The sequence below is a fragment of the Gordonia heveisoli genome (assembly GCF_030315745.1).
In the GTDB taxonomy this organism is placed as follows: Bacteria; Actinomycetota; Actinomycetes; order Mycobacteriales; family Mycobacteriaceae; genus Gordonia.
In genome coordinates this window covers 113,441-135,857 of the sequence record NZ_JASXSH010000010.1, presented here as the reverse complement: position 1 = coordinate 135,857, position 22,417 = coordinate 113,441, and the positions used below count along the sequence as shown (strand labels likewise).

Annotated in this window: 15 protein-coding genes; 5 read left to right on the top strand and 10 right to left on the bottom strand. The window is 68.9% G+C overall.

The genetic code is table 11. The features are described 5' to 3' along the window. Window positions 1–19: 19 nt before the first annotated feature. From QSJ18_RS11085 to QSJ18_RS11065, 5 genes are all read right to left on the bottom strand, one after another. The gene (locus QSJ18_RS11085) at window positions 20–1,501 is read right to left on the bottom strand and encodes an ABC transporter substrate-binding protein (RefSeq protein ID WP_286326493.1); all 1,482 of its coding nucleotides are present in this window, start codon (window positions 1,499–1,501) and stop codon (window positions 20–22) included. A 116-nt stretch (window positions 1,502–1,617) separates the two neighbouring features. Next, window positions 1,618–3,255, bottom strand: a complete 1,638-nt coding sequence (locus QSJ18_RS11080) for an ATP-binding cassette domain-containing protein (RefSeq protein ID WP_286326492.1) — start codon at window positions 3,253–3,255, stop codon at window positions 1,618–1,620. Then, a complete protein-coding gene (locus QSJ18_RS11075) occupies window positions 3,252–4,160 on the bottom strand; it encodes an ABC transporter permease (RefSeq protein WP_286326491.1) in 909 nt (302 codons plus the stop codon). Before QSJ18_RS11075 ends, QSJ18_RS11080 begins: the two co-directional genes overlap by 4 nt. After that, a complete protein-coding gene (locus QSJ18_RS11070; RefSeq protein WP_286326490.1) occupies window positions 4,157–5,260 on the bottom strand; it encodes an ABC transporter permease in 1,104 nt (367 codons plus the stop codon). Before QSJ18_RS11070 ends, QSJ18_RS11075 begins: the two co-directional genes overlap by 4 nt. Before the next feature lie 304 nt (window positions 5,261–5,564). After that, window positions 5,565–6,458 (bottom strand): LysR family transcriptional regulator, encoded by an 894-nt coding sequence (locus QSJ18_RS11065; protein WP_286326489.1) that lies wholly within the window; start codon window positions 6,456–6,458, stop codon window positions 5,565–5,567. A gap of 146 nt (window positions 6,459–6,604) precedes the next feature. Between QSJ18_RS11065 and QSJ18_RS11060 the strand changes: the two genes are divergently transcribed. Genes QSJ18_RS11060 through QSJ18_RS11045 form a run of 4 tightly spaced genes read left to right on the top strand, consistent with a single transcriptional unit; the run spans window position 6,605 to window position 11,340 of the window. Continuing rightward, window positions 6,605–7,351 (top strand): alpha/beta hydrolase, encoded by a 747-nt coding sequence (locus QSJ18_RS11060; RefSeq protein ID WP_286326488.1) that lies wholly within the window; start codon window positions 6,605–6,607, stop codon window positions 7,349–7,351. After that, on the top strand, window positions 7,344–8,813 hold the full coding sequence (locus QSJ18_RS11055) for an FAD-binding oxidoreductase (protein ID WP_286326487.1): 1,470 nt from the start codon (window positions 7,344–7,346) through the stop codon (window positions 8,811–8,813). Before QSJ18_RS11060 ends, QSJ18_RS11055 begins: the two co-directional genes overlap by 8 nt. Then, the gene (gene ypfJ / locus QSJ18_RS11050; RefSeq protein WP_286326486.1) at window positions 8,810–9,688 is read left to right on the top strand and encodes a KPN_02809 family neutral zinc metallopeptidase; all 879 of its coding nucleotides are present in this window, start codon (window positions 8,810–8,812) and stop codon (window positions 9,686–9,688) included. Before QSJ18_RS11055 ends, ypfJ begins: the two co-directional genes overlap by 4 nt. After that, window positions 9,685–11,340 carry a DUF885 domain-containing protein gene (locus tag QSJ18_RS11045; protein WP_286326485.1) on the top strand — a complete coding sequence of 552 codons (1,656 nt, stop codon included), beginning with the start codon at window positions 9,685–9,687 and terminating at the stop codon, window positions 11,338–11,340. The genes ypfJ and QSJ18_RS11045 overlap by 4 nt, the downstream gene beginning before the upstream one ends. Before the next feature lie 52 nt (window positions 11,341–11,392). Here the strand turns inward: QSJ18_RS11045 and QSJ18_RS11040 are convergent, their stop codons facing one another. Then, window positions 11,393–11,839, bottom strand: a complete 447-nt coding sequence (locus tag QSJ18_RS11040; RefSeq protein WP_286326484.1) for a DUF1772 domain-containing protein — start codon at window positions 11,837–11,839, stop codon at window positions 11,393–11,395. 96 nt (window positions 11,840–11,935) lie between these two features. Here QSJ18_RS11040 and QSJ18_RS11035 point away from each other — a divergent pair, with 96 nt between their 5' ends. Further along, a complete protein-coding gene (locus tag QSJ18_RS11035) occupies window positions 11,936–12,514 on the top strand; it encodes a TetR/AcrR family transcriptional regulator (RefSeq protein ID WP_286326483.1) in 579 nt (192 codons plus the stop codon). Between the two features lie 74 nt (window positions 12,515–12,588). Here QSJ18_RS11035 and QSJ18_RS11030 read toward each other — a convergent pair whose 3' ends face one another. From QSJ18_RS11030 to recC, 4 genes are read right to left on the bottom strand one after another with little or no spacing between them, the layout of a single operon-like run. After that, on the bottom strand, window positions 12,589–13,551 hold the full coding sequence (locus QSJ18_RS11030; protein ID WP_286326482.1) for a hypothetical protein: 963 nt from the start codon (window positions 13,549–13,551) through the stop codon (window positions 12,589–12,591). Window positions 13,552–13,553: 2 nt separating this feature from the next. Then, the gene (gene recD, locus QSJ18_RS11025; protein WP_286326481.1) at window positions 13,554–15,524 is read right to left on the bottom strand and encodes an exodeoxyribonuclease V subunit alpha; all 1,971 of its coding nucleotides are present in this window, start codon (window positions 15,522–15,524) and stop codon (window positions 13,554–13,556) included. Continuing rightward, window positions 15,521–18,907, bottom strand: a complete 3,387-nt coding sequence (locus QSJ18_RS11020; protein WP_286326480.1) for a UvrD-helicase domain-containing protein — start codon at window positions 18,905–18,907, stop codon at window positions 15,521–15,523. The genes recD and QSJ18_RS11020 overlap by 4 nt, the downstream gene beginning before the upstream one ends. Continuing rightward, window positions 18,904–22,416 (bottom strand): exodeoxyribonuclease V subunit gamma, encoded by a 3,513-nt coding sequence (gene recC, locus QSJ18_RS11015; protein ID WP_286326479.1) that lies wholly within the window; start codon window positions 22,414–22,416, stop codon window positions 18,904–18,906. Before recC ends, QSJ18_RS11020 begins: the two co-directional genes overlap by 4 nt. Window position 22,417 lies beyond the last annotated feature (1 nt).

Below are 22,417 nucleotides of genomic sequence, written 5' to 3'. Positions count from 1 at the left end.
GAAAGTCCCTTCCGGCGGATCAGCTCTTGACGGTGAATTCCTGTGGCACCAGCCAGTGTTCGGGACGCGGTGTCCACGCCAGGTCCTTGCGCACGACCCAGGTCAGCGGTTGTGGCCACAGGAAGATGGCATGCGCCTGGTCGCGGTACCGCTGGGTCGCGAGGTCGACGTAGCGCTGCTGCTCTTCGCGGGTGCGCGCGCCGGTCACCTTGGTGACCAGATCGTCGTAGACGGTGTCGGGGGTTGCGTAGTGCGACTGTGCATTCGAGCTGGCGTACGTGCGCAGCCGTTCGGCGATCGCCTTGTAGCCCGAGGTGTAGCCGATGTAGTAGAGCGGCGCCGCGTTGTCGGAGTAGGTCCGCTGTACCCAGGTCGGGAAGGACGCATTGGTGATGTTCACCTTGATGCCGACGGCCCCGAGCTGTTTGGCGAGCACCTGCGAGACCGGGTCCTGCGCCACGTAGCTGCCGGTGGTCAGGGACAGTTCCGTGTCGAAACCATTCGGGTAGCCCGCCTCGGCGAGCAGCTGCCGCGCACGCTGCGGGTCGTAGGGGTAGGCCGACAGGGACTTGTTGATCGAGTCGTAGGGTTCGGCGATCGCCTGCCCGGCCAGCGGCGCGACGTCGGTGTCGAGAATGTTGTCGATGATCGACTTCTTGTCGATCGCGTAGTTGATCGCCTGCCGGACCCGGACATCGCCGAGCGGCTTGATGTTCTCGTTGATCCGCAGGGTGTTGTTCCACGACGACCACTGGGTGCCGGTGTCGTAGTCGGAATCGGCGAACAGCTTCAGGCTGGCCGGCTCGTACTGGATCGCCACGTCGACGCTGCCCGACTGCGCCGCCTGCACGCGGGCGGCCTCGTTCTCCAGGACACGGTATTCGACCTTCTTCCATTGCGGCGCAGCGCCGTAGAAGTTCGGATTGGGTGAGAGCGTCGCCCCGTTCTCCAGGTCGACGGTGTCCAGTTTGTACGGCCCGGTACCGAGGACGGAGGTGCCCTCGGGATGGGCCTGCACGAACGCCTTCTGCACGATGAAGAAGGACGCCAGCCGGTCGGCGAGATCGATGTAGGGGCCGTTGGTGTGCACGATCAGCGTGGTGTCGTCGGGGGTGTCGACCGATGAGATGATCGCGCGGGTCGCGCTCGAGGTGGTGTAGGTCGACGCCGGGTCGAGGAACCGATCGAAGCTGTACTTGATGTCCTCGCCACGCAACGGTGTGCCGTCGGAAAAGGTCACACCCGGACGGATGTGGAACGTCCAGGTGGTCGGGTCGTCCTGAGTCCAGTTCGTCGCGAGATCACCTTTGAGGTTGAGCTGCGGATCGTAGGTGGTCAGACTCGAGTAGAGCGCCCGTTGCACCGAGCCGTCGCCGTCGACGGACTGCCCCTTCGCCGGGTCCAGGCCGGTCAACTTGCGAGAGATGCCGATCACGATGGTGCCGTCGCGCGTCGATTCGTCGGCGCCCAGGCCACCGCAGGCTGCCACGGTCAGCGTCATCGCCGCGGCCAGCGCCAGGGTCAGGGTCCGAGTTCCGCGAAACCGGTTGCTACGAAACCGGGTGCTACGAAACCGGGTGGGACGACTCCGGTCCGGAGACGTCGGCTGGGGGTCGGTCACAGTACTGCTCTCTTTCTGGGGTTACCACCCGGGATCGCTGCCAGCAGCGAGCGGGTGACCGAATGTGTTGGGAAATCGAAGATCTGAGTAGTAGTTCCGCGTTCGACGATCTGTCCGGCACGCATCACCGCGACATCGGTGCACAGTTGCCGGATGACCGCGAGGTCATGGGAGATGACGACGTAGGTCAGCTGCCGTTCCTCCCGCAGACGGGCCAGTAGTTTCAGGATGCTGTCCTGGACATGGAGATCGAGTGCCGCGACCGGTTCGTCGGCGACCAGAACCCGGGGACCGGTGGCCAGCGCCCGCGCGATCACCACCCGCTGCCGCTGCCCACCGGAGAGCTCCCCCGGACGGCGGTGGGCGTAGTCGCGCGGCAACCGGACGTCGTCGAGCAGACCGTCGATGATGTCGCGGCGCTCCCGGCGCTGCTGCGGCGTACCGCCGAGGTCGATCGGCTCGCCGATGCTGTCGGCGACCGTCTGCAGCGGATCGAGCGCCAGATACGGGTCCTGGAACACGAACTGGACGCCACTCAGGGATCGTCGGCGCGCAGTCACCGACCGTCCGGTGACCGGCACCCCGGCCGCGTGCAGTGAGCCGGCGTCGGGCCGGTCCAAACCGACCAGGATCCGGGCGAGAGTGGTTTTGCCGGAACCGGATTCGCCGACGATGCCCAGCGATTGCCCCTGCCGGACGTCGAGGTCGACGCCGTCGACCGCACTGATCCGCGCGCGGCCCCGGCCGGGGCGGACGAAGTTTCGGGTCAGGCCGCGCCCGACCAGCACCGCGGGGGCGTCCAGCGGAGGCGGAAGCGGCGGCTCGGCATCGATGTCGGGCATCGCGGCGAGCAGTTCCCGGGTGTAGTCGACGCGCGGTGCGGCGAGTACCTCGTCGGTGCGTCCCCGTTCCCGGACCCGCCCCTCGGCCATCACGACGATGTCCTCGGTGCGGTCGGCGATGACCCCGATGTCGTGGCTGACCAACAACACGGCCAGTCCGAGGTCGTCGCGGAGCCGGTCGATGAGGTCGAGGACCTGCCGCTGCACCGTGGCATCGAGTGCGGTGGTGGCCTCGTCGGCGATCAGCAGCGACGGCGACCGGGCGATGGCCGTCGCGATAACCACGCGCTGGTTGAGTCCACCCGACAGTTCGTGCGGATAGGCGGCCAATCGTTCGTCGGCCCGCTCGATTCCCACATAGTCCAGCAGTTCCCGGGACCGGCGCGCGGATGCGCTGCGCGAGCGGCGGATCTCGGCGGGCAGCGCTTCACGCAACTGCGCGCCGATCGGCAGCCGCGGATTCAGCGCCACCGTCGGGTTCTGGAACACCACCCCGATCCGGTCGCGGAGCAGCGTGCGCGCGGTGAGGTCGTCGCGTGCGGTGACGTCGAGGCCGTCGAAGTCGATCCGGCCACCGCTGACCCGCACCCCGGTGGGTAGCAGCCCGGCAATGGCCATGGCGGTCAGCGTCTTTCCCGATCCCGACTCGCCGACCAGACCCACCGCCCGGCCCGGCGCGATCGACAGGCTCACGTCGGAGACCAGGTCGCGGCCGTTGCGCGCCGTCACCCGCAGGCCATCCACCTCGACAAGACCCGTCCGCACCCGCGGACGTTCGCTCAGCAGGGTCATCCCCGCCCTCCTTCGATGAGGTTCTCCGGACCGGCCGACACCTCGGTCGGCCCTCCGGATCCGTTGACCGACAGACGATCCGCGAGCCAGTCGCCGATCACCTGTACCGAGACGACGGTGGCCACCAGAAAGACGCCGGGGACGATCGAGATCCACCACGCGCCGGCCAGCTGAGCCTGCCCGGAGGACACCATCTGGCCCCAGTCCGGCCGCGGCGGCTGGATACCCAGGCCCAGATAGCCGAGGCTCGATTCGAGGACCAGGATCGAGGAGAAGTTCAGCGTGAACGCGACGACGACCAGCGGCAGTGAGGCGGGCAACACATGGCGGCGCAGCACACCCCACCAGCCCGCCCCGGAGATCCGGGCGGCCTCGACATAGGGCAGCGCGGCGATTCGGGTGGCGTGCACCCGGACGATCCGGAACGTCAGCACCCAGGCACCGACGGCGAGCACCACGATCAGCGGGACGATCTCGTTGCCCGCGAAGGCCAACACGACCAGAGCAAGCAGGATCGACGGTATCGCCAGCTGCACGTCGGCGAGGCGTCCGACGAGGTCATCGACCCACCGACGCCCCAGCGCGGCCACCAGCGCCAGGGTCAGACCGAGCAACGTGGCCAGCACCGCCGCGAGCACGGTGATACCGAGGGCGGACTGCCCGCCGTAGACGGCCCGGACGAGCACATCGCGGCCGAGTTCGTCGGTCCCCAAAGGATGCCTGCCGAACCAGGTCGGCGCCGAGTATCGGGCGGTGATGTCCTGTGCGTCATAGCCTTCCGGCGCGAACAGCGGCGCACCGACCGCGGCCACAACGATGGCCAGCAGGACGGCGCCCGCGGTCAGCACCGCGGCTGGGTACCGGCCGATCCGCCGGGTCAGCGTGCGAGGGTTCCAGGTGGTCATCGACGGCCTCCGCGCGGGTCGAGGATCGCACCGACGATGTCGACGGCGAGGTTGATGAGAACGAAACTGATGGCCATCACGGTCACCGCGGCGAGCACCACCGGATAGTCGCGGCTGGCGATCGACGAGGTCATCAGCTGTCCCAGACCCGGCCAGCTGAACACCGACTCGGTGATCACCGCACCGCCGAGGACGACCCCGGCCTGCACCCCGATCACGTTGACGACCGGAGCCAGGGCATTGAGTACGACGTGCCGGCCCAGCACTGCCGTCCGGCCCAGCCCCTTGGCGCGCGCCAGCCGCACATGGTCGGCGCCCAGCGTCTCGGTCAGGGACGTACGGAAGACCCGGGCGATCGGCGCTGCCAGGGCCGCCGCGAGTACCATCGCCGGCAGGATCAGCGAGCTCAGACTTCGATTGCCACCAGCCGGGACGACGGCGAAGGTGATGGCGAAGATCGCGATCAACGCGACACTCAGGAAGAAGCTCGGGATCGCTTCCAGTGCGGTCAGGATGCTGATCGGAATGCGACGCAACCGCGCCGACCGGCCGAGCACCGCGTGGTAGCCGACCGCGCCGCCGACGAGGACGCCGGCCCCCAGACCCACCCCACCCAGCAACAGGGTGGCGGGAAGTCGGTCGAAGACGACGCGCAGCGGGTCGACGCCGTACCGGATCGACTCGGGAAAGTGTCCGCTGAGCACGTTGCCGAGGAAGGCGAAATACTGCTCGTGCAGCGGTCGGTCGAATCCCATCTCGGCGGTGATTCGGGCCAGATCACTCTTCGGCGCGTCGGGGGCGACCAGGAGGACCGCCGGATTGCCGGTGAGGTGCAGCGAGAAGAACACGATGGTCAGCACGCCCCACACCGCGATCACCGCGTTGACGAGCCGGCTGATCAGATAGCGGCTGGAGACCGGTGCCCGCACCGAGGTGAGCGGGAGACGCCCCCGCAGACCGCGCAGCCGCTGCCCGGCCGACGAGCCGCGCACCCGCTGCCCGGCCGACAAGCCGCGCAACCGCTGCCCGGCCGACGAGCCGGTCCCGAGCTCATCGGGCGCCACCTCCCCTGCGGGGGCGGCGATGTCGGTCGCGTTCATCGGATTCTCCTTCGGTCACCACTGATTCGCGGGTCGTCCAGGACCGTACGGAGACCACCGGAGTGGGGTCCAAGAACAAACACCTAACTGATCTCATAGCGCCGCGCTATCGGTCCGATGCCACCTCCGCGATGCGGTACCGAATCCAACCGACTGGCCCGAATACCCAGTTGGGCAGGTGTTTTCACCGTCCATAGCGCCGACCGGGCCGCGCTGCGTCGACCGACACAACGACCCAGCGGATGCCCGGAGGTATCCGCTCAGCGTGAGTCTTTATGGCCCGACAGACGACCGATCGGCGCGCTCAGGCGCCGCGACGGTCGGGCACCGAGACCAGATGAAGCGTCGGACGTTCGTCGAAGAACTCCGAACCGGCGTCGAATGCGGTCGCGGTGATGTCGTCGGCCAGGCCGCGCCGCGAGATCAGCCGCAGTCCAACGGTTCCGGCGGCGGGGAGATCGGTGCGCACCGACACCCCGGAGGCCCCGCCACCGGTACTGGGCAGCAGCGCGACACCCAGACCGGCCCGTACCCCGGCGAGGACACCTTCCAGCGTCGTCGACTGTGCGGTGACCTCGGTGCGCAGCCCGGCCTCGGCCAACAGCGACAGCGCCCGCTCGCGAATACCGCACGGCTCCTCGAAGGCGACCAGGCGGACCGGCTGGTCGTCGGCACCCACCGCATGATCGTGGGCGGAATACCAGACGAGCGGCAGATCGCCGACCAGCCGGCCGGCGCCCTGCCCGCTCGGATCCAGGACGAAGGCGACATCGACGCTGCCCTTCTCGACCGACTCCCGCAGCGCCGTCGACCGGCCGATCTCGAAACGCGTGGTGGCCGTGGGGAACGACTCACTCAACGCACGCAACATCTCCGGCAGAATCTGCTCGGCGCTGTGTTCGGTGGACCCGACGACGATCGTCGTGCCCTGGTCGGCCTCCAAGCGGGACAACGCGTCGTCGTGGAAGTCGATGATGCGGCGCGCCTCGGCCAGTACCTGTTCGCCGGCCGGGGTGAACCGCATGACGCGTCCGTCCCGTTCGAAGAGTTTGCGCTTGAGGCCGCGTTCGAGCAGACGAACATGCTGACTCAGCGCCGGCTGACTGATGTGCCGGGTCGCCGCCGCCTTGCTGAAACCACCGGACTCGGCGATCGCAATCAGGGTGCGCAGATGTTCGAGGTCGAGAGACGTAGCCATGCCGATCACACAAGCACGGCGACGGGAACCGTGCCAGGGATAAAATCAGCGCCGAGTGAATGTTTGCACCCATCACGATCTTCCATCGGCACCGATCACCGAAAGGTGTTGGACATCAACCGATCGACGGCCCCATGGTGGGGATCATGACCTCAGTTGTGACCGAGCCCGCCCCGGCCGCCTTCGATGAACCCACCGGACTGGCCGCGCGCGGCACCCTCATCGTGCTCACCGGTCGCGGCGAGAGCGCCGCGACCTACGGACGGCTCGGCCGACGCCTCAGCGCCGACGCCTATCGGGTCCGGATCGTCGAGACCGGAACGTCGCCGGTCGACGAAACCCGCTCTGCCGTAGCCGAACTCCTCGCCGACGATTCGCTACCGGCACCGAAGATCGTCGTCGGATCGGACCGCGGCGCGAACCTCGCACTCGAACTCGCCCCCGAACTCGACGGTGTCGACGCCGCCATCCTGGTCGGATTGTTGCCCCGCGGTGGTACTTCCAGCGGCCCGGGAGACAGGTGGGAGGACGAACTCGAGCTGCGTACCGCCTGCCCGACGCATCGCGGGATCCTCAGCGCCGACCCCGCATTCACCCGGGGCACGATCGTCGGCGCGGGCGCCGACGGGAGCACATCCGGCCCGGTCCCCGCCGACGATGTACCCACCCTCGTTCTGCACGGTGCCGACGATCGCGTCGCGCCGTGGCGCGATGTCCTGCCCGCCTTCACCGATCGCCCCGGGACGGTGGTGCGGCTGGTCACCGGTGGACGGCACGACGTCCTCAACGACGTGAGCCACCGCTCGGTCGCCGCGACCATCGTGCTGTTCCTGGAGAGTCTGAAGATCGGTCCCGACCTGGCGCCGATCGTCACCGAGCCGCCCCGTGTCTGATCGGCCGGCGGCCGCACAGCTCCGGACGGGTCACCCGCCCGACGCCCAAGCTCCGGGCCCTGGGCCGCCCGATCGAGCGGGTGTCCGCGCCGAACTCGCCGCGGCAGTCACCGACCTGGTCGTCGATCCGGACCGGCTGGCCGCCGCAGGCACCGACCGGTCCGGCCTGCCGGCATCCGCACCTCCACTGGCAGTGGTCGCGGCCCGCACCGTCGACGATGTCACCGCCGCCCTGCGGATCGCCCACACACACCGGATCCCGGTGATCCCGCGCGGCGCGGGAACCGGGCTGGCCGGAGGTGCGGTCACCGGCGAAGGCTCGATCGTCGTCGACCTCACGACGCTCGACCGGATCGTCGAGATCGATCCGGTCGACGAACTCGCGCGGGTCGAGCCGGGTGTGCTCACCGCCGAACTCGACCGGGCCGCACGCACCCACGGGTTGCGGTACATCCCGGACCCGGCCAGCGCCGCGATCTCCACCATCGGTGGCAACATCGCCACCAACGCCGGTGGCATGCGGTGCGTGAAGTACGGCGTCACCGGTGACTGGATCCTCGGACTCGAGGTGGCACTCGCCGACGGCACGATCATCTCGACCGGGCGGCGCACCGTCAAAGGTGTTGCCGGACTCGACCTGACGTCATTGTTCGTCGGGTCGGAGGGCACGCTCGGGATCGTCGTCGGGGCGACTGTGCGGCTGGCGCCGATACCCGACGATGTCGTCACCGTCTCGGCCGGCTTCGCCTCGGTACACGACGCGGCGTCGGCATGCGCGGCGGTGATCGCCGGACGCGGTGATCCCAGTCTCCTCGAACTCGTCGACGCCGCCACGCTGCGCGTCATCGACCGGGCGCAGGGCACCGACCTCGCCACCCGGGCGGGCGCGCTGGTGATCGCCCAGGCCGACGGACGTTCGGCCCGCACCGACGCCGCGGTCATCGCGAACATCCTCGGCGCGCATGCGCAGTGGACCCGGACCGCGACCGACCAGACCACCGCCGACGAGCTGCTCGCCGCCCGGCGCCTGGCGCTACCGTCTATCGAAGCTTTCGGCCGTGCCCTGATCGAGGACATCTGTGTCCCGCGGTCGCGTCTGGCGCAGGCCTTCGACGCGGTCGCCGACATCGGCCGCCGCCACGGCGTCGACCTCTACACCTTCGCCCATGCCGGCGACGGGAATCTGCATCCGATCCTCGCCTACGACACCGCACTCACCGAGCCGCCTGCCGCCGTGCAGCGCGCCGCGGACGAGATCTTCGGCGTCGCCCTCGAGCTCGGCGGCACCATTTCCGGTGAACACGGGGTCGGGATACTCAAGCGTGACTGGCTGGCCCGGGAGGCCGGACCGGCCTCGTTGTCGGTGCAGCAGGCGATCAAGTCGGCGCTCGACCCGCGCGGGATCCTGAATCCGGACAAGGTCCTCAAGGTTCACCGTCCTCATGCCATGATTCACACGTGACGTTTCAAGGCAGTGGCTCGATCAACACCGACAATGTCTCCGCTTCCGGTGGTGGTGGTGGCGGACTCGGCGGCGGCGGTGGCCGCATCGCACTCGGCGGCGGCGCCGGTCTGATCCTGACCATCGTCGCCCTGCTGTTCGGGGTGAATCCCGGCAATCTGATGGGGTCGGGCAGTGGAAGCAGCACCCCCGCCGCCTCGCAGAGTGCGCTCGACAAACACATCAGCGAATGCACCTACGAGATGGCCAACGTCGGTGATGAGATCTGCCGCGTAGTGGCCACCAAGGCCAGCCTGGAGACGGTGTGGAAGTCGATCGCACCTCAGTACAGCGCACCCAAGCTGCACATCTTCAGCGGATCGGTGAACACCGGCGGATGCGGCAGCGCCACCTCGGCCACCGGCCCGTTCTACTGCCCCGCCGACGAGACCATCTACATCGACACGAGCTTCTATGACGACGTCCTCGTCGGCCAGCTCGGCGGCGGGAACGACGCGCTCTCCCAGGAATATGTGATCGCGCACGAGTACGGCCACCACATCGAGAACATCACCGGCGTGCTCAACAAAGGCCAGCGCATGGGTAACAACGGTTCGGTACGCATCGAGCTGCAGGCCGACTGTCTGGCCGGGGTGTGGGCCCACCACGCCGACGACGGCACCGCCGACGCTCTGTTGCAGCCGCTGACGCAGCAGGATATCGACCAGGTCGGTAAGACGGCCCGCAGTATCGGCGACGACTCCATCCAGGGCTCGAACTCCAACAAGGAGGGCTGGACCCACGGTTCGGCCGCGCAGCGCGCCCGCTGGTTCGGCATCGGCTATCAGTCCGGTGATCCCCGTCGCTGCGACACGTTCGCGACCAACGACCTGTGACCGACGCGGCCACTGCGCGTCCGCGGTCGGCGATCGATGGCATCGCCGACCGGCACCTCCGGCGCAGTGCCGAACTCGACCCGCTGTTCGCCACCGAGATCGGTCTCGACGGATTCGACCATCTGCTGACCGACTTCTCCCCCGGGGCGATCGACGAACGGACCGCCCTCGCCGAGCAGACCCTCGGCGAACTCTCCGCCGCAACACCCGCCGACCGGGTGGACACGGTCACCATCGCCACCATGAGCGCAACCCTGCGTCGCGAGGTCGACCTCGCCCGCGCGGGTGAGGTCACCGGCGCCTGCAACGTCATCGCCTCACCACTACAGGCACTGCGCGACATCTTCGACCTGATGCCCACCGACAGCCGCGACGACCGCGAGACCTTCCTCGCCCGGCTGAACCGAATCCCGGCGGCGTTGCGCACGGTCGTCGACGGACTCGAACACCGACGACGCCTGGGTCCCCCGCTCGCGCTGAGACAGGTCATGCTGGTCGCCGACCAGGCCAACCAGGCCGCTGCCGCGATCGCCGCGAATACCGCGCCGATCGCCGACGATCCGCGCACTGCGCCGCAGTTGGAGAAGGGGCTGACAGCCGCACGACAGGCCTTCGGCGATTTCGGCGATCACCTGCGTCGCCAGGTGGCGCCGGACGCCGTCGCCGCCGACGCGGTCGGACGAGATCGCTACGGCCTGCATCTGCCGCTCTATCTGGGGGCCGATATCGACCCCGGCGAGGCCTACGACTGGGCGATGGTCCGGCTGGCCGAGATCACCACCGAACAGCAGGCCATCGCCGACGAACTGCTGCCGGGTGCCGGTGTCGCCGCGACCCTGGCGCATCTGGACACGTTGCCGCAGTATCAGATTCACGATCGGCATGCCTTCGTCGACTGGATGCAGCGCACCTCCGACGCCGCGGTCGACGGCCTGGCCGGCACGCACTTCGATATGCCCGAGCGGCTCACCCGACTCGAATGCCGGCTGGCCCCGTCGTCGACGGGCATCATCTACTACACCCAGCCGACCGCCGATCTGTCCCGCCCGGGTCGGATGTGGTGGTCGGTTCCGGTCGGCCAGAACACCTTTCACACCTGGCAGGAGAAGACGACGGTCTACCACGAGGGTGTGCCGGGCCATCACCTGCAACTCGGGTCGGCGATCGTCGACCCCGACCTCAACGACTGGCGCAAACTCGCCTCGTTCACCTCCGGCCACGGCGAGGGCTGGGCCTTGTATGCCGAGCGGCTGATGGATGAACTCGGCTGGCTGGACGACCCCGGTGACCGGATGGGGATGCTCGACGCCCAGCGGCTGCGTGCGGCCCGGGTCGTCGTCGACATCGGTGTGCACTGCGAACTGTCGGCGCCCGCAGCGGTGGGTGGCGGCATCTGGAACGCCGAGAAGGCCTGGGCGTTCCTCACCGATTCGGTAGCGATGGACCGGTCGGTGCTCCGATTCGAACTCGACCGTTACCTCGGCTGGCCCGGGCAGGCACCGTCCTACGCACTCGGACAACGAGTCTGGGAACAGACGCGCACCGCGGCGCTGACGGCACACCCGGACTGGACCCGCAAGGACTTCCATACCAGGGCGCTGGCGCTCGGTGGGGTCACCCTCGACGTGCTCGCCGCGGAACTCACCGTCTGACCACGGTCGGCGCGCACCACCGCGCCGGGCCGGAGATACCGGGCGGGCGGTGTCACACGAGGGCGGTGACCAGCAGGACGAAGGCCACCACGATCACGGCGACTCGGACGTAGTGGTAGCGGTCCCACTTGTCCATCTGTTGCTTCCAGTCGGCCGGCCGGTTGTCGGCGGTCCACGTCTTGTTGCGGTTGTTGATCGGGACGAGCAGCAGGATCGACATGATCACGCTGACGATCAACAGCACGCCCGCGGCGATGACGAGGCCGATGCCCTGGTCAGACCACCCGGCCACCGCCCAGGCCCCGACGAGAACCACTGAGCCGATGTACCAGAACGGCATCACGGCCCCGAGCATCCGCCCGCCGACCGAGCGGGCCAACTGGTCGCTGTCCTCCGGGAGGGCGTTGAAGATCCGGTTCATGATGACGGCGACGGCGAACTCCACCCCCACCAGTAGTCCGACTACCACCGTGGTGACGACCTCGAGTGCGTTGAGCATGGCGTACCTCCTCAGAAGACCTTCTAGCATCGCTAGATTGCGATTCGACGCTAGCAGTAGTGATGCTCACTTGTCTATCAATGCTAGGGTTGCGACATGTCGGTTCAAGAACGCAAAGCGCGCGAACGCGCGGACCGCGAGCGACTCATCGTGGCGACGGCTCGCGAACTCGCCGAGCAGAAGGGCTGGGAGGCCGTCACCACCCGTCGGCTCGCCGAGAGCATCGAATACAGCCAGCCCGTCCTCTACAGCCATTTTCGAGGTAAGCGCGAGATCATCGGCGCCGTCGCCCTCGACGGCGCCACCGAAATTGCGGTGGCTGTCCGTGCCGCGGTGTCCGCCGCGGACACCCCGCGCGCGCGGGTCGCCGCGCTCGCCCGCGCCTATCTCGACTTCGCCGAGCGCAACCCGGCGGTCTATGACGCCTTGTTCCAGCTCGACGGCGGGCTGGCGTATGCACGTGACGACACCCCGAAGCCACTCAAGGACGCCTTCGCCGCCCTACTGGAGTGTCTTGGCGATGTCGCCGGCGACGGTGTCGGACCGGAGCTGTTCACCGAGGTGTTCTGGGCTTCGCTGCACGGCATCGCGACCCTCCTCCGGGCGGGACGTCTGCGCCCCGAGGACACCCAGCAGAAACTCGACCTGCTCGTCGACCGGCTCGCCGTGCTCTGAGCGAGGAATGCCCCCCACGCTGCGCCACCACCACCCGGCCCGGAGCCGGGCGGGCGGGCCGGCCGGCCGGCCGATCAGCTCAGCCGCAGAGTGGCCACCATCTGCGCCGCGATCGTCGGGGACTCCGCGCCCCGGACACCCTGAACCAGCGAGATCACGAAGACCACCGGTGACTTCTGTAGCGGAGACATCGTCGCCACCATGGTGTGGATGGCGGTCGATCCGATGCAGGTGGAGGTCTCGACGTCGGTCACCGTGGCCACCACCTCCACCGCCGGTGCACCACCGACCGTGAGCCTGCGCGGTGCGCTCAGCGTAACCTTGGGCACATGACCCGACTCCGAGGTGTAGATGTCGGCGACCAGCGCGGCCTCGGTGTTCACCGCCGCGGTGATATCCGGTGACGAGGCCGCGCCCCCGACGCCGGACGCGCTGATACTCGTCCGCGAGCACTGCGGTGTCGTCGCCGAAGCGGCACTGCTCAACATGCGGATCGGGCACGAGCCGAATGGCCCGGTGCTGCACTTCTTCTCCCAGCCGATGAGCGTCCCGCAGCTGGCGACCTCCCAGTTGGCCGGGACATCGTAGGCCAAGCCACGCTTACCGGACACCGTCTTCCACCCACCTGGAGTTATCAGCGCGGCTTTCGGCGGTGCACACACCGGCTCGTCGACGGGCGGTGTGGTCGGCTCGGGTTCGGGCGCCGTCTCCGACGCGCTGGGCGTCGTGGTGCCGGCATCGCTCCTGTCGGAGTCGTCCGGGCGGACGGCGACGATGACGATCGCCGCGAGCGCGACGACCAGCACCACTGCCAGACCCAGCACGACCGCGACGGCCTTCCCACTGCCACCGGAACCACCTGAGGCACCGGAACCACCTGGGGCGCCGGAACCACCGGAGTAGCCCGGACCACCGGAGTAGCCCGGGTGCCCGCCCGTCCGGTACGCCGCCCAGCCCGGTGGCGGTTGCCCGCCGGTGTTCGCCGGCGACCAGCCAGACGGCTGATCACGACCGAAATCGTGCGTTGGCCCGTTCACCGTCACCCCCCGAAGTCCTGGATATCTGCGCCCCGCACGGTATCACCGGGAACTGCCGACGGCCCCGGGCCGATCACGGTCACCGGCGAGCGCAATCCACTCGCACGCTGCACGCGCCGAGCGACGGCGGCACCGAGTACCTCAGGGGTCGCGACGATCCGCACTTGATGACGCGCACGGGTGATCGCGGTGTACAGCAACTCCCGGGTGAGCAGTTCGGATCCGGTCGGTGGCAGCACCACCGTCACCCGCTCGAACTGACTGCCCTGGCTGCGATGGATCGTCATCGCATAGACCGGTGCGACATCGGCGAGTTGGGTGGGTGCGAGCAGCTTGAGCTGGGCGCCCCGCCGGAACGCGATGCGCACCGCATCGGTGCGCTCGTGCGCCGGGTCGGCGATCACCACCCCGGTGTCGCCGTTGAACGTCGACGTCTGCCGGTCGTTGGCGGTCACCAGAATCGGTTGTCCCCGATACCATTCCACCACGTCGCGCGCATCCCGGTCGGGGTGGCCGAGCCACTCGGCGACCCGGCGTGACCAGCCGCGCACACCCCAGGCGCCCTCCCGGTGGGCGCACAGTACGCGGTGCGAGTCCAATGCGGCCAGGGCGGTGTCGGCATCACCGGCATCGGCGGCGTGCCGTAGTTCGCGGCCCCACCGCACGACATCGCCACGCACCGAGCTGATGTCGGCTGGATCGACGAGTTCGACGTCGGCGATCGCGGGGTCGGCGATCAGATCGAGGACCGTGTCGGCGTCACCGGCGTTCACCGCGGCGGCGACCGCGGCGATACCACCGCCGAACCGGTAGCCACGCCGCAGCGTGACCACCCCCTGCGCCAGCCGCGCCGACTCGGATTCCGCCACATCCGCACCGACCACCCGACGAATACGGGCCACGCGATCCTCGGCGCTCGCTGCTATCGAAGCCGCCGCTCCCGAGTGGGCCGCCACCGATGTTGCCGCCTCCGATGTTGCCGCATCGGCGAATGCGGTGCGCTCCACGAGGTCCGCGAGCACCGCGCCCGCATCGACCGACGCCAGCTGATGCGGATCGCCGACGAAGATCAGTCGGGCATCGGGCCGGACAGCTTCCAGCAGTCGACTCATCGCGGTCATCGACAACATCGACGTCTCGTCGACGACGATCACGTCATGCGGTAGCGTCCGCCCCCGCCCGTACCGCGGGTTCGATCCCGGTCGCCAGCCCAGCAACGAATGCACCGTGACGGCCCGGAGTTCGCCGGTCAGGCCGCTCTTCCCAGACGCCGTGGCACGACTCGCCTCATCCGACACCGATGCCTGCAGCTGAGCGGCCGCACGACCAGTCGGCGCACACAGGCCGATACGCAGATCGGGGCCATGCAGGCGCCGCAGCACCGCCAGAATCCGGGCAACCGTATAGGTCTTCCCGGTACCCGGACCACCGGCGAGCACCGTGGTGGTACGGATCGCGGCCACCGCGGCAGCGACCCGCTGCATGTCGATCGCCGACTCGGTCATCCCCTCCGGTGCGTCGAAGGCGGCGGCGATCGCAGTGGTCAGGGCCGCGTCGTCGACGGTCGGCATCGTCTGCGATCGCTGCTCGAGTACCTCCCGGATCAGTTGCTCCTGACGGAAGTATTTCTGTAGATACAGCAATGGCCCGTCGGCCGACGACATCAGGACCAGCGGGCGCAGCGGTCCGGTGCGCGCCCCGGCCACCAGCGGAGACTCGACCAGCGCGGCAACCAGATCCGCGGTACCCGGCACCGCGAGTCCATGATCGTCGTCGGCACCGAGAACGTCGACGGCCCGATCGAGGGCGAAACAGGTGGACCCCAGCCGGACCGAGCGGACAGCGAGTGCGGCACCGAGTTGGGCATCTTCGCCAACGGGTTCGCCGCACATCCGAACCAGCCGCTCGGTGATGTGCACATCGGCGACGCCGAGCACTCCGGCATCCGCCCAGTCGCTCAGAACCGCACTCATGCCTGCCTCCCGGCCAGTGCATCGGACAGGTCGATCACCAATTGCGGGGGCAGACGCCACTCGAATACGCCACAGCCCGGCGGCGTCAGTGGTCCGGCCATTCCCCGCACGAAGTGGTACTGGACGACGCCGAGGTGGACCGCCGGGTCGTAGGCGGGCATCCGCCAGCGTAGATATCGGTGCAGGGCAACCGAATAGAGCATCGCCTGCAGCGGGTAGTGCGCGCCGATCATCTCCTCGGCGAGGGACGGTGCGTCGAAGTCGGTGACCTGTAGCACCCCTGGCCGTAGCCGGTTGGTCTTGTAGTCGACGATGACGAAGCGTCCTTGCGGGGTCCGCAGCACCGAGTCGATACTCCCGGTCAGATAGCCGGACAGGACCCGGTCGGGCAGTTCGCGCAGCCGCTCGGAGTATTCCAGCAGCGGATCATCGGCGGGCAGATGCCGGTCCATGAGATCGGCGAGCACACCCAGCCGAACGGGTGCCGATCCGCCCAGCGGCAACTCGAAGTCCAGCTCGGCCAGACGATCACCCGGGGCGATCCCCCACAGATCGCCGAATCCCAGCGGCGTCGTGAGCACGGCACACAACGCGTCGGTGAGCACGAGCGGGTCCATCCCGTCCCCGCGGCCGGCGGTCGCCCGGGCGACGAGTTCGGCCACGTGGGCCCGCATATCCGGCGCCGACGTGTCGACGTATTCGAGAACTTCGTGCACGAGCGTGCCGAAACCGGCGCCGAAGGGCAGTCCGTTCATCGGGGACGGCAGGCCGGTGACGTTCCCGACTTCCGTCTCCCAGTCGTCGGATTCGGCCCCCGATTCATCCGTGGGTTCGTCGTCCAGCGCGGTCTCCAGACGCGTCGCGTCCGGTTCGCTGCCGGAGGTGACGTGGGTGTGCGCGGCGCCGGCGATGATCGCCGAGTAGGACGTGCGCCGCCAGTCCGCATCGATGGGCCGATCGAAGTGTGCCAGGGCGAGTTCGGGTCGGCGGCCGGCGGCGCCGTCGGCGTCGATCACCGTCGTGGCACCACGCCGCCCCGCCGGAATGATCTCGACCCCACGGTCGCGGAGACTCAATCCTTTCAGTTGCGCAACACAATTCGCGTCGTCGGGGATGTCGACGCGCGGTGCTGCCGTCCACGGTCCACCGGGTTCGGGGCTGGTCGCCGAGTCCCGGCCGAAGACCAGCCGGTGCAGCGGACCGGTCGGCGTGTTCGCGGTGGGCACCCACCACAGCACAGCTTGCGACTGGGCGCGGGTGAGCGCCACATACAGCAGTCGAAGGTCTTCACCGGCCACCTCGGCGCCGTAGCGGAGCCGTCGGCCGGACCGACCCGGTCCGTCTCGCCCACCGACGTCGAGCCGCCGGACTCCCTGCTCGTCGTGGAAGGTGATGTTGCCATCTTCGGTGATCCAGGTGCCGTCCCACCCGAAGGGCACGTACACGATCGGGAACTGCAATCCCTTGCTCGCGTGCACGGTCATGATCTGCACGGCCTGCGCGTCACGTTCGAGCCTGCGGCTGGATTCATCGGTCCGCTGACGTCGCGAATCATCGGCGATCCGGTCGGCGAGCCACTGACTCACGCCGGCGATTCCGGCGCCCGTGTCGACCACATGCGCATTGCACAGTGTGGAGATCTGCAGCAGATCGGTCAGCGATCGTTCACCGTCGGCGGCGGCCAGTACCCGAGCCGCCACCTCGTTGCGATCCAGCAATCGCTGGGCCATGGCGGCAAACCCACCGTCGGCGAGAACCTTTCCGAGAGTCGCGAACTCGGCGGCCAGTTCGGCGGTGCCGGTCTCTCCCTCGGCGTCGATGCGCCCGGCACTCCACCCGCAGAGCGGGGTCAGCGCCGCCAGCCGCACCCGATCGTTGCGGGAGGGTAGTTCGACGGCGCGCAGTACCCACAACCAGTGCTGCGCGGCGGCGGTGTGGAAGACGTTGGCACCCGAGCCGATCACCGCATGGACCCCCCGGTCGGCCAATGCCGACCGGAGCGGTTCGATGGTCTTGTTCTGGCGCACCAGGATCGCGATGTCGCCCGCGCGGATCGGACGCCGCGAACCGTCGGCCTCGATGGTGTGGCCGGCCGCCAGCCGGTCGGCGACGTCGTCGGCGACGTCGGCGATGATCTTGTCCCGTGCGGCGGCGGCCTTCGGCAGGCCGGCACCGGTCTTGTCGTTCTCGCCGAAGTCCTGCCGCAGGAACGCCCGGATCTGCAGTGGCGCAACGTCGTCGATCCTGCTACCGGGATGCGCCGCACTGACCGGCCGGGCCACGATCCGCGGGTCACCGAGGGTCGCACCGCCATAGATCGCCGACAGCGCCGAGACCAACGCCCCGTCCGAACGACGATTGACGTCGAGGGCCCGGAGGGTGTCGGCGCAGGTGACCGCGTTCAGATAGCTCAGTACCTCGGCACCACGGAACCCGTAGATCGACTGCTTCGGATCGCCGACGAGGATCAGCCTGCGATGGCCGTGGAAGCAGCGGCGCAGGATCTCCCACTGCAGCGGGTCGGTGTCCTGGAACTCGTCGACGAGCGCCACCTGGAAGGTGTTGCGGATCCGCGCGCATGCGTCCGCGCCGACGTCGGGGTCGGTGATGATCCGGTAGAGGATCGTCTGCAGGTCGTCGTAGGTCCGCAACCGGCCGCTGCGTTTGCGTTCCTCGACGATGTCGCGCACCCGGGCGGCGAACCGCACGCGCATCGAGGCGACCCGATCCGCCTCGCCTGCCCGATCGGTACCCGACTCGTCGGGGCGCGCGATACCCGGGTCCGGGACGAGGTCGACGGCGGGCTGGCGCACGGCATCCTTGGCGATAGAGAGTGCCACCTCGTAGTCGAAGTCGGGCGCCGGACTGGCCGCATAGCCGCGTAGGTACAGGTCGAGCGCCACCTCCTCGGTCAGGTCGTCGACCTCCTCGACGATCGAGTAGACCATCTCGCGCTCCCCGAGTAGGCCGAGCACTTCCAGCATGCGATTGCAGAACGTGTGGGTGGTGGCGATGGTGGACGCATCGAAGTCCGCCATGGCGCGCCGCAGGTTGTCGCGGTATGCCGCCTGTTGCGCCGGAGTACCCGACCGCAGCAGAGCGACCACCCGATCATCGGACGCGGAATCATCGGTGGCCACAGCGCCGGGGTCCAGGGCGCGCAGCAGCGCCCGCACCCGCTCCCGCATCCGCTCCCGGAGTTCGGCGGTGGCAGCCCGGCTGAAGGTGACCAGCAGCATCGACGAGATCGGCACTCCCTCTGCCAGATACCGTGCCGCCAACCCGACGATGGCATAGGTCTTGCCGGTACCCGCGCTGGCCTCCAGGACGGTGGTGGCCTCGGGCAGATCCTCGGCGAGGTCGAAGGTGCGGGGCTGGGTCATGAGTGTTCTCCCCGATGGGCGATCAGTGGCGCCCACACCGCCCGGGCCAGGCCGCAGAACAGTGGTTCACCTACCGCGGCGGGCACCGGGTGGCCATGGAAGACGCTGCCGTCGGGCACCGTCGGGCGCAGCACAGCGTCGAAGTCGACATCGGCGAGGACGTCGCCGGCGAAGATCAACCGGACATACGGGTTGGTGTGGTCGCCGAAGGTGTCCTCGAAAATCCGCCGGGCCCCGTTGATCGCCCACGAGACCCGACGATCGCCGACGGCGCCGTCCGCGGCCGCCGAGTCGCCGGACCCGGCCTGCTCGGCGAACGCCATCGCCGGGTCCAGAGGTACCGGCAGCGGGGTGCGCAGGCCCGCATCACGCAGGCGGACCAGATCGGTCAGGATGCCCACCGGATCATCGGGGCGCCGCAGGGTGAGCCGGGTGGTCCCGCCGCCCATCCCGGCACGTCCCACCGCGACGACCCGGTCGATCCGGTCCGAACCGGAACCACCCTGTTCGGCGGCGGCGGCGATGACGACCATCCGGATCCATGCGCCGAGTTGATGTTTGGCGCGCAAACGGGAGTAGGACGCGCTGACCTGAGCGTTGCCGAAGACGTCGGCGACGGTGCCGTGGACGCGCCTGCCGTCGGGCAGCCGAACTCCGACGTCGAGCGTCCGCGGCGCGCCCGAACGTAGGTCGGCGACGGCGCGATACAGATTGTGCGTCTGCCGGGATATCACTTCCAGGGTCCGAGTCCCGAAGGCGAACGGCGGCAACGTCCCCCGTCGTAGTTCGGCCGCCTGGCAGTCCTCGATGGACGCGCCCGCCAGCATCCGCTGGAGAAAACGCTCGCCGATCCCCCACGTGTCGAGCGCGTCGAGTTTCACCTCGAGCTGATCGGGATGACGGCGTAGTTCGCCGGGGATCCGGGCGCCGACGCGCTGCCGCAGAAAGCCCGCGATCGGATCGAGATGGAACTCGACGAGGGTGGACAGATCGATGACCCCGGCATCCGCCAGCTCGGGATCTTCGGCGTCGGTGGTGATCTCGGAAAGTTCCAGGGTGGCCATCGTCTCGGTGACACGCGTCGGCGACCGTAATGCCCGTGCACCGGCCAGCAGTGACCTGTCGTGGCCGAAGGGACCGTCGATTCCGGGAATCGCACCGGCCACGAAGTTGCGTTCGTCGAAGCCGTGCAGCGTGTGGTTGATGACCGGACTCGCGCCGGTCAGCGCGGTGACCGCATCCGCGAGTTCGCTGACCACCACCGCGGGCGGGATCCGGCGGCCCGACACCGGGTCGGCCCCGCTGTAGAAGACCAGCAGCGCATCGGTCGCGGCACCGATCGCGTCGAGGAAGCACTGTCGGTCCTCGTCACGCGGATTACGCTCGCCCACAAGAGGATTAACCCCCAGTACGTCGTCTCCGTCGATACGTTGTACCCGTGGGAAGGATTCGGCGTCGACGCCGAGCAGCACGATGACGCGATGGGGCACCGAGCGCATCGGCACCATCGAGCAGACGGTCAGCTCACCGGTACAGAAGTTGGCGCGGGTCGGCCGTGACGCGGTGAGCGCCGACATGAGATCCCGCAGGTCGGGCAACCGCAGCACCGGAGTCGCGACATCGTCTGTGGCGGTGGCATCGTCGGGGGCGGTGGCATCGTCGGGGGCGGTGGCATCGACGCCCAGCGCCTCACCCAGCAACCGGATGGCCTGGGCGCGCTGCCAGTCCTCCCCCGGTGCGGTGGCCGTCAGCGAGTCGATGGCCTCGACGAGGGTGTCCAGTCGCCGGGCTGCCGGTGCGGGCTCGGCCAGCGCGGTCAGCGTCGTCGAGAGCCGCGCCATCAGGTCACCGAAGCGGCCGACCAGATCGATCGATGTACTCTCCACACCCGCCAACGGCAGTGCAGTGCCCAGCCATTCGTCGTCGAGCTCCTCGGCGACCACCCCGAGCGCGATACGGTCCAGACCGGCCTCGAAGGTGCCCTGGGCGAAACGTCCCAGCCCGTACCGGGCGCGGTCGGCGGTGCCGACACCCCAGCGGACGTGGCTGTGCCCCAGCCATTCACGCACCAGTTCCAGCTCGTCGTCGGTGAACCCGAACCGGCTCCGCACCGGTTCGGCGTCGAGCAGATCCATCACCTCGTCGACGCGGATCCGGCTGGCGGCGAGTTCGACCAGCGACGCGACCACGTCGAGGGTCGGGTTGACCGATCGCACACCGCGATCGGCCAGCCGGACACGCAGTTCGAAGGCCGGATGGTGCAGACCGGCCTGGCCGAAGGCACCGCGGATCAGCGGCGCGAAGGTCTCCACATCGGGACACATCACCACCACGTCACGCGGCTGGAGGGTCTGGTCGGCGGCGAACAGGTGCAGCAGACGGTCGCGGAGCACCTCCACCTGCCGCTCGGGGCCGTGGCAGGCATGGATCTCGACACTCGTATCGGCCGGCACCGACGTCGCGGAGCCCGGATCTGCCGGCCGGTCGTCACGGAGCCCGAGCTGCAACGCCGACAGCACCGACGGCACCGGGACGGCACCCGATCGATGGTGGGTCTCGGTATCGGCGATGGCGGCCAGCCGAAGCTGGAGCTCCTGGCAGTCCCTGGACAGCCCGGCCAACAGCGGATGATCGATCGCCGGGGCCACCCGGTCGGCGCGGCGCGGCGGCGAATCTCCCGCGACCGGTCCGTTCGCGATCGTCTCCCACAGCCGTGGACTGGGATGTGGCAGGTACAGGTCGACGTCGCGGTGGCCGGACAACGCGGACAGGATCTGCCGGAAAGATTCGGTGATCCGGGTCGGGCCGAACACCGAAATCCGTTCGGGCAGTCCGGCTACCGACGGATCGGCCCGTAGCCGCGCGGTCACCTCGGGAAGTGCGGTGGCCGGATGGGGCACCCCGATCTCGGTGGCGACCGCCCGCCAGAATCCCGGTTGCCACGTCATGTCGTCGGGTAGCGCCGCACCGGTGCCGTCCTCGTCGCGGCCGTCGGCCCACGCCGCGATCATGGCCGGACGAAGCCGACCGTAGCGATCGAAGAGGTCGGCCAGGTGACGAGCGGTCGCGAATCGTCGTCCGATCCGCGGTGAGGAGTCGTCACCACCGCCGATATGCCGCGCGATCATCGCCAACCGCGGATCGTTGATCCGGTCGTCCATCACCCGCAGCACCGGCCACACCAGCGCAGCACGGCGCCACGGTTCGTCCGTCCGGCGAGTGTGCAGCCGAACGGGGGTCGCCGCGCCGACCGCGCGCACGACGGCATCGGTGAAGGCCGCCGGTCCGACGAAGTCGATATTCGCCGCAATCCCGTCCTCGGCCGCCACACCATGACCGGAGGCGACGCCGAGGCTTCGGGCCAGTTGTTGCTGCAACCAGCGTTCGACACCCGCGGCCGGGACGACGACGATCTCCGGGGCCATCGGATCGGCCGATGGTTCGGCCAGGACGTCGGCCAATGCCGCCGCCAGGGTGTCGGTGCGCTCCGCGCGGTGCAGACGCAGCATG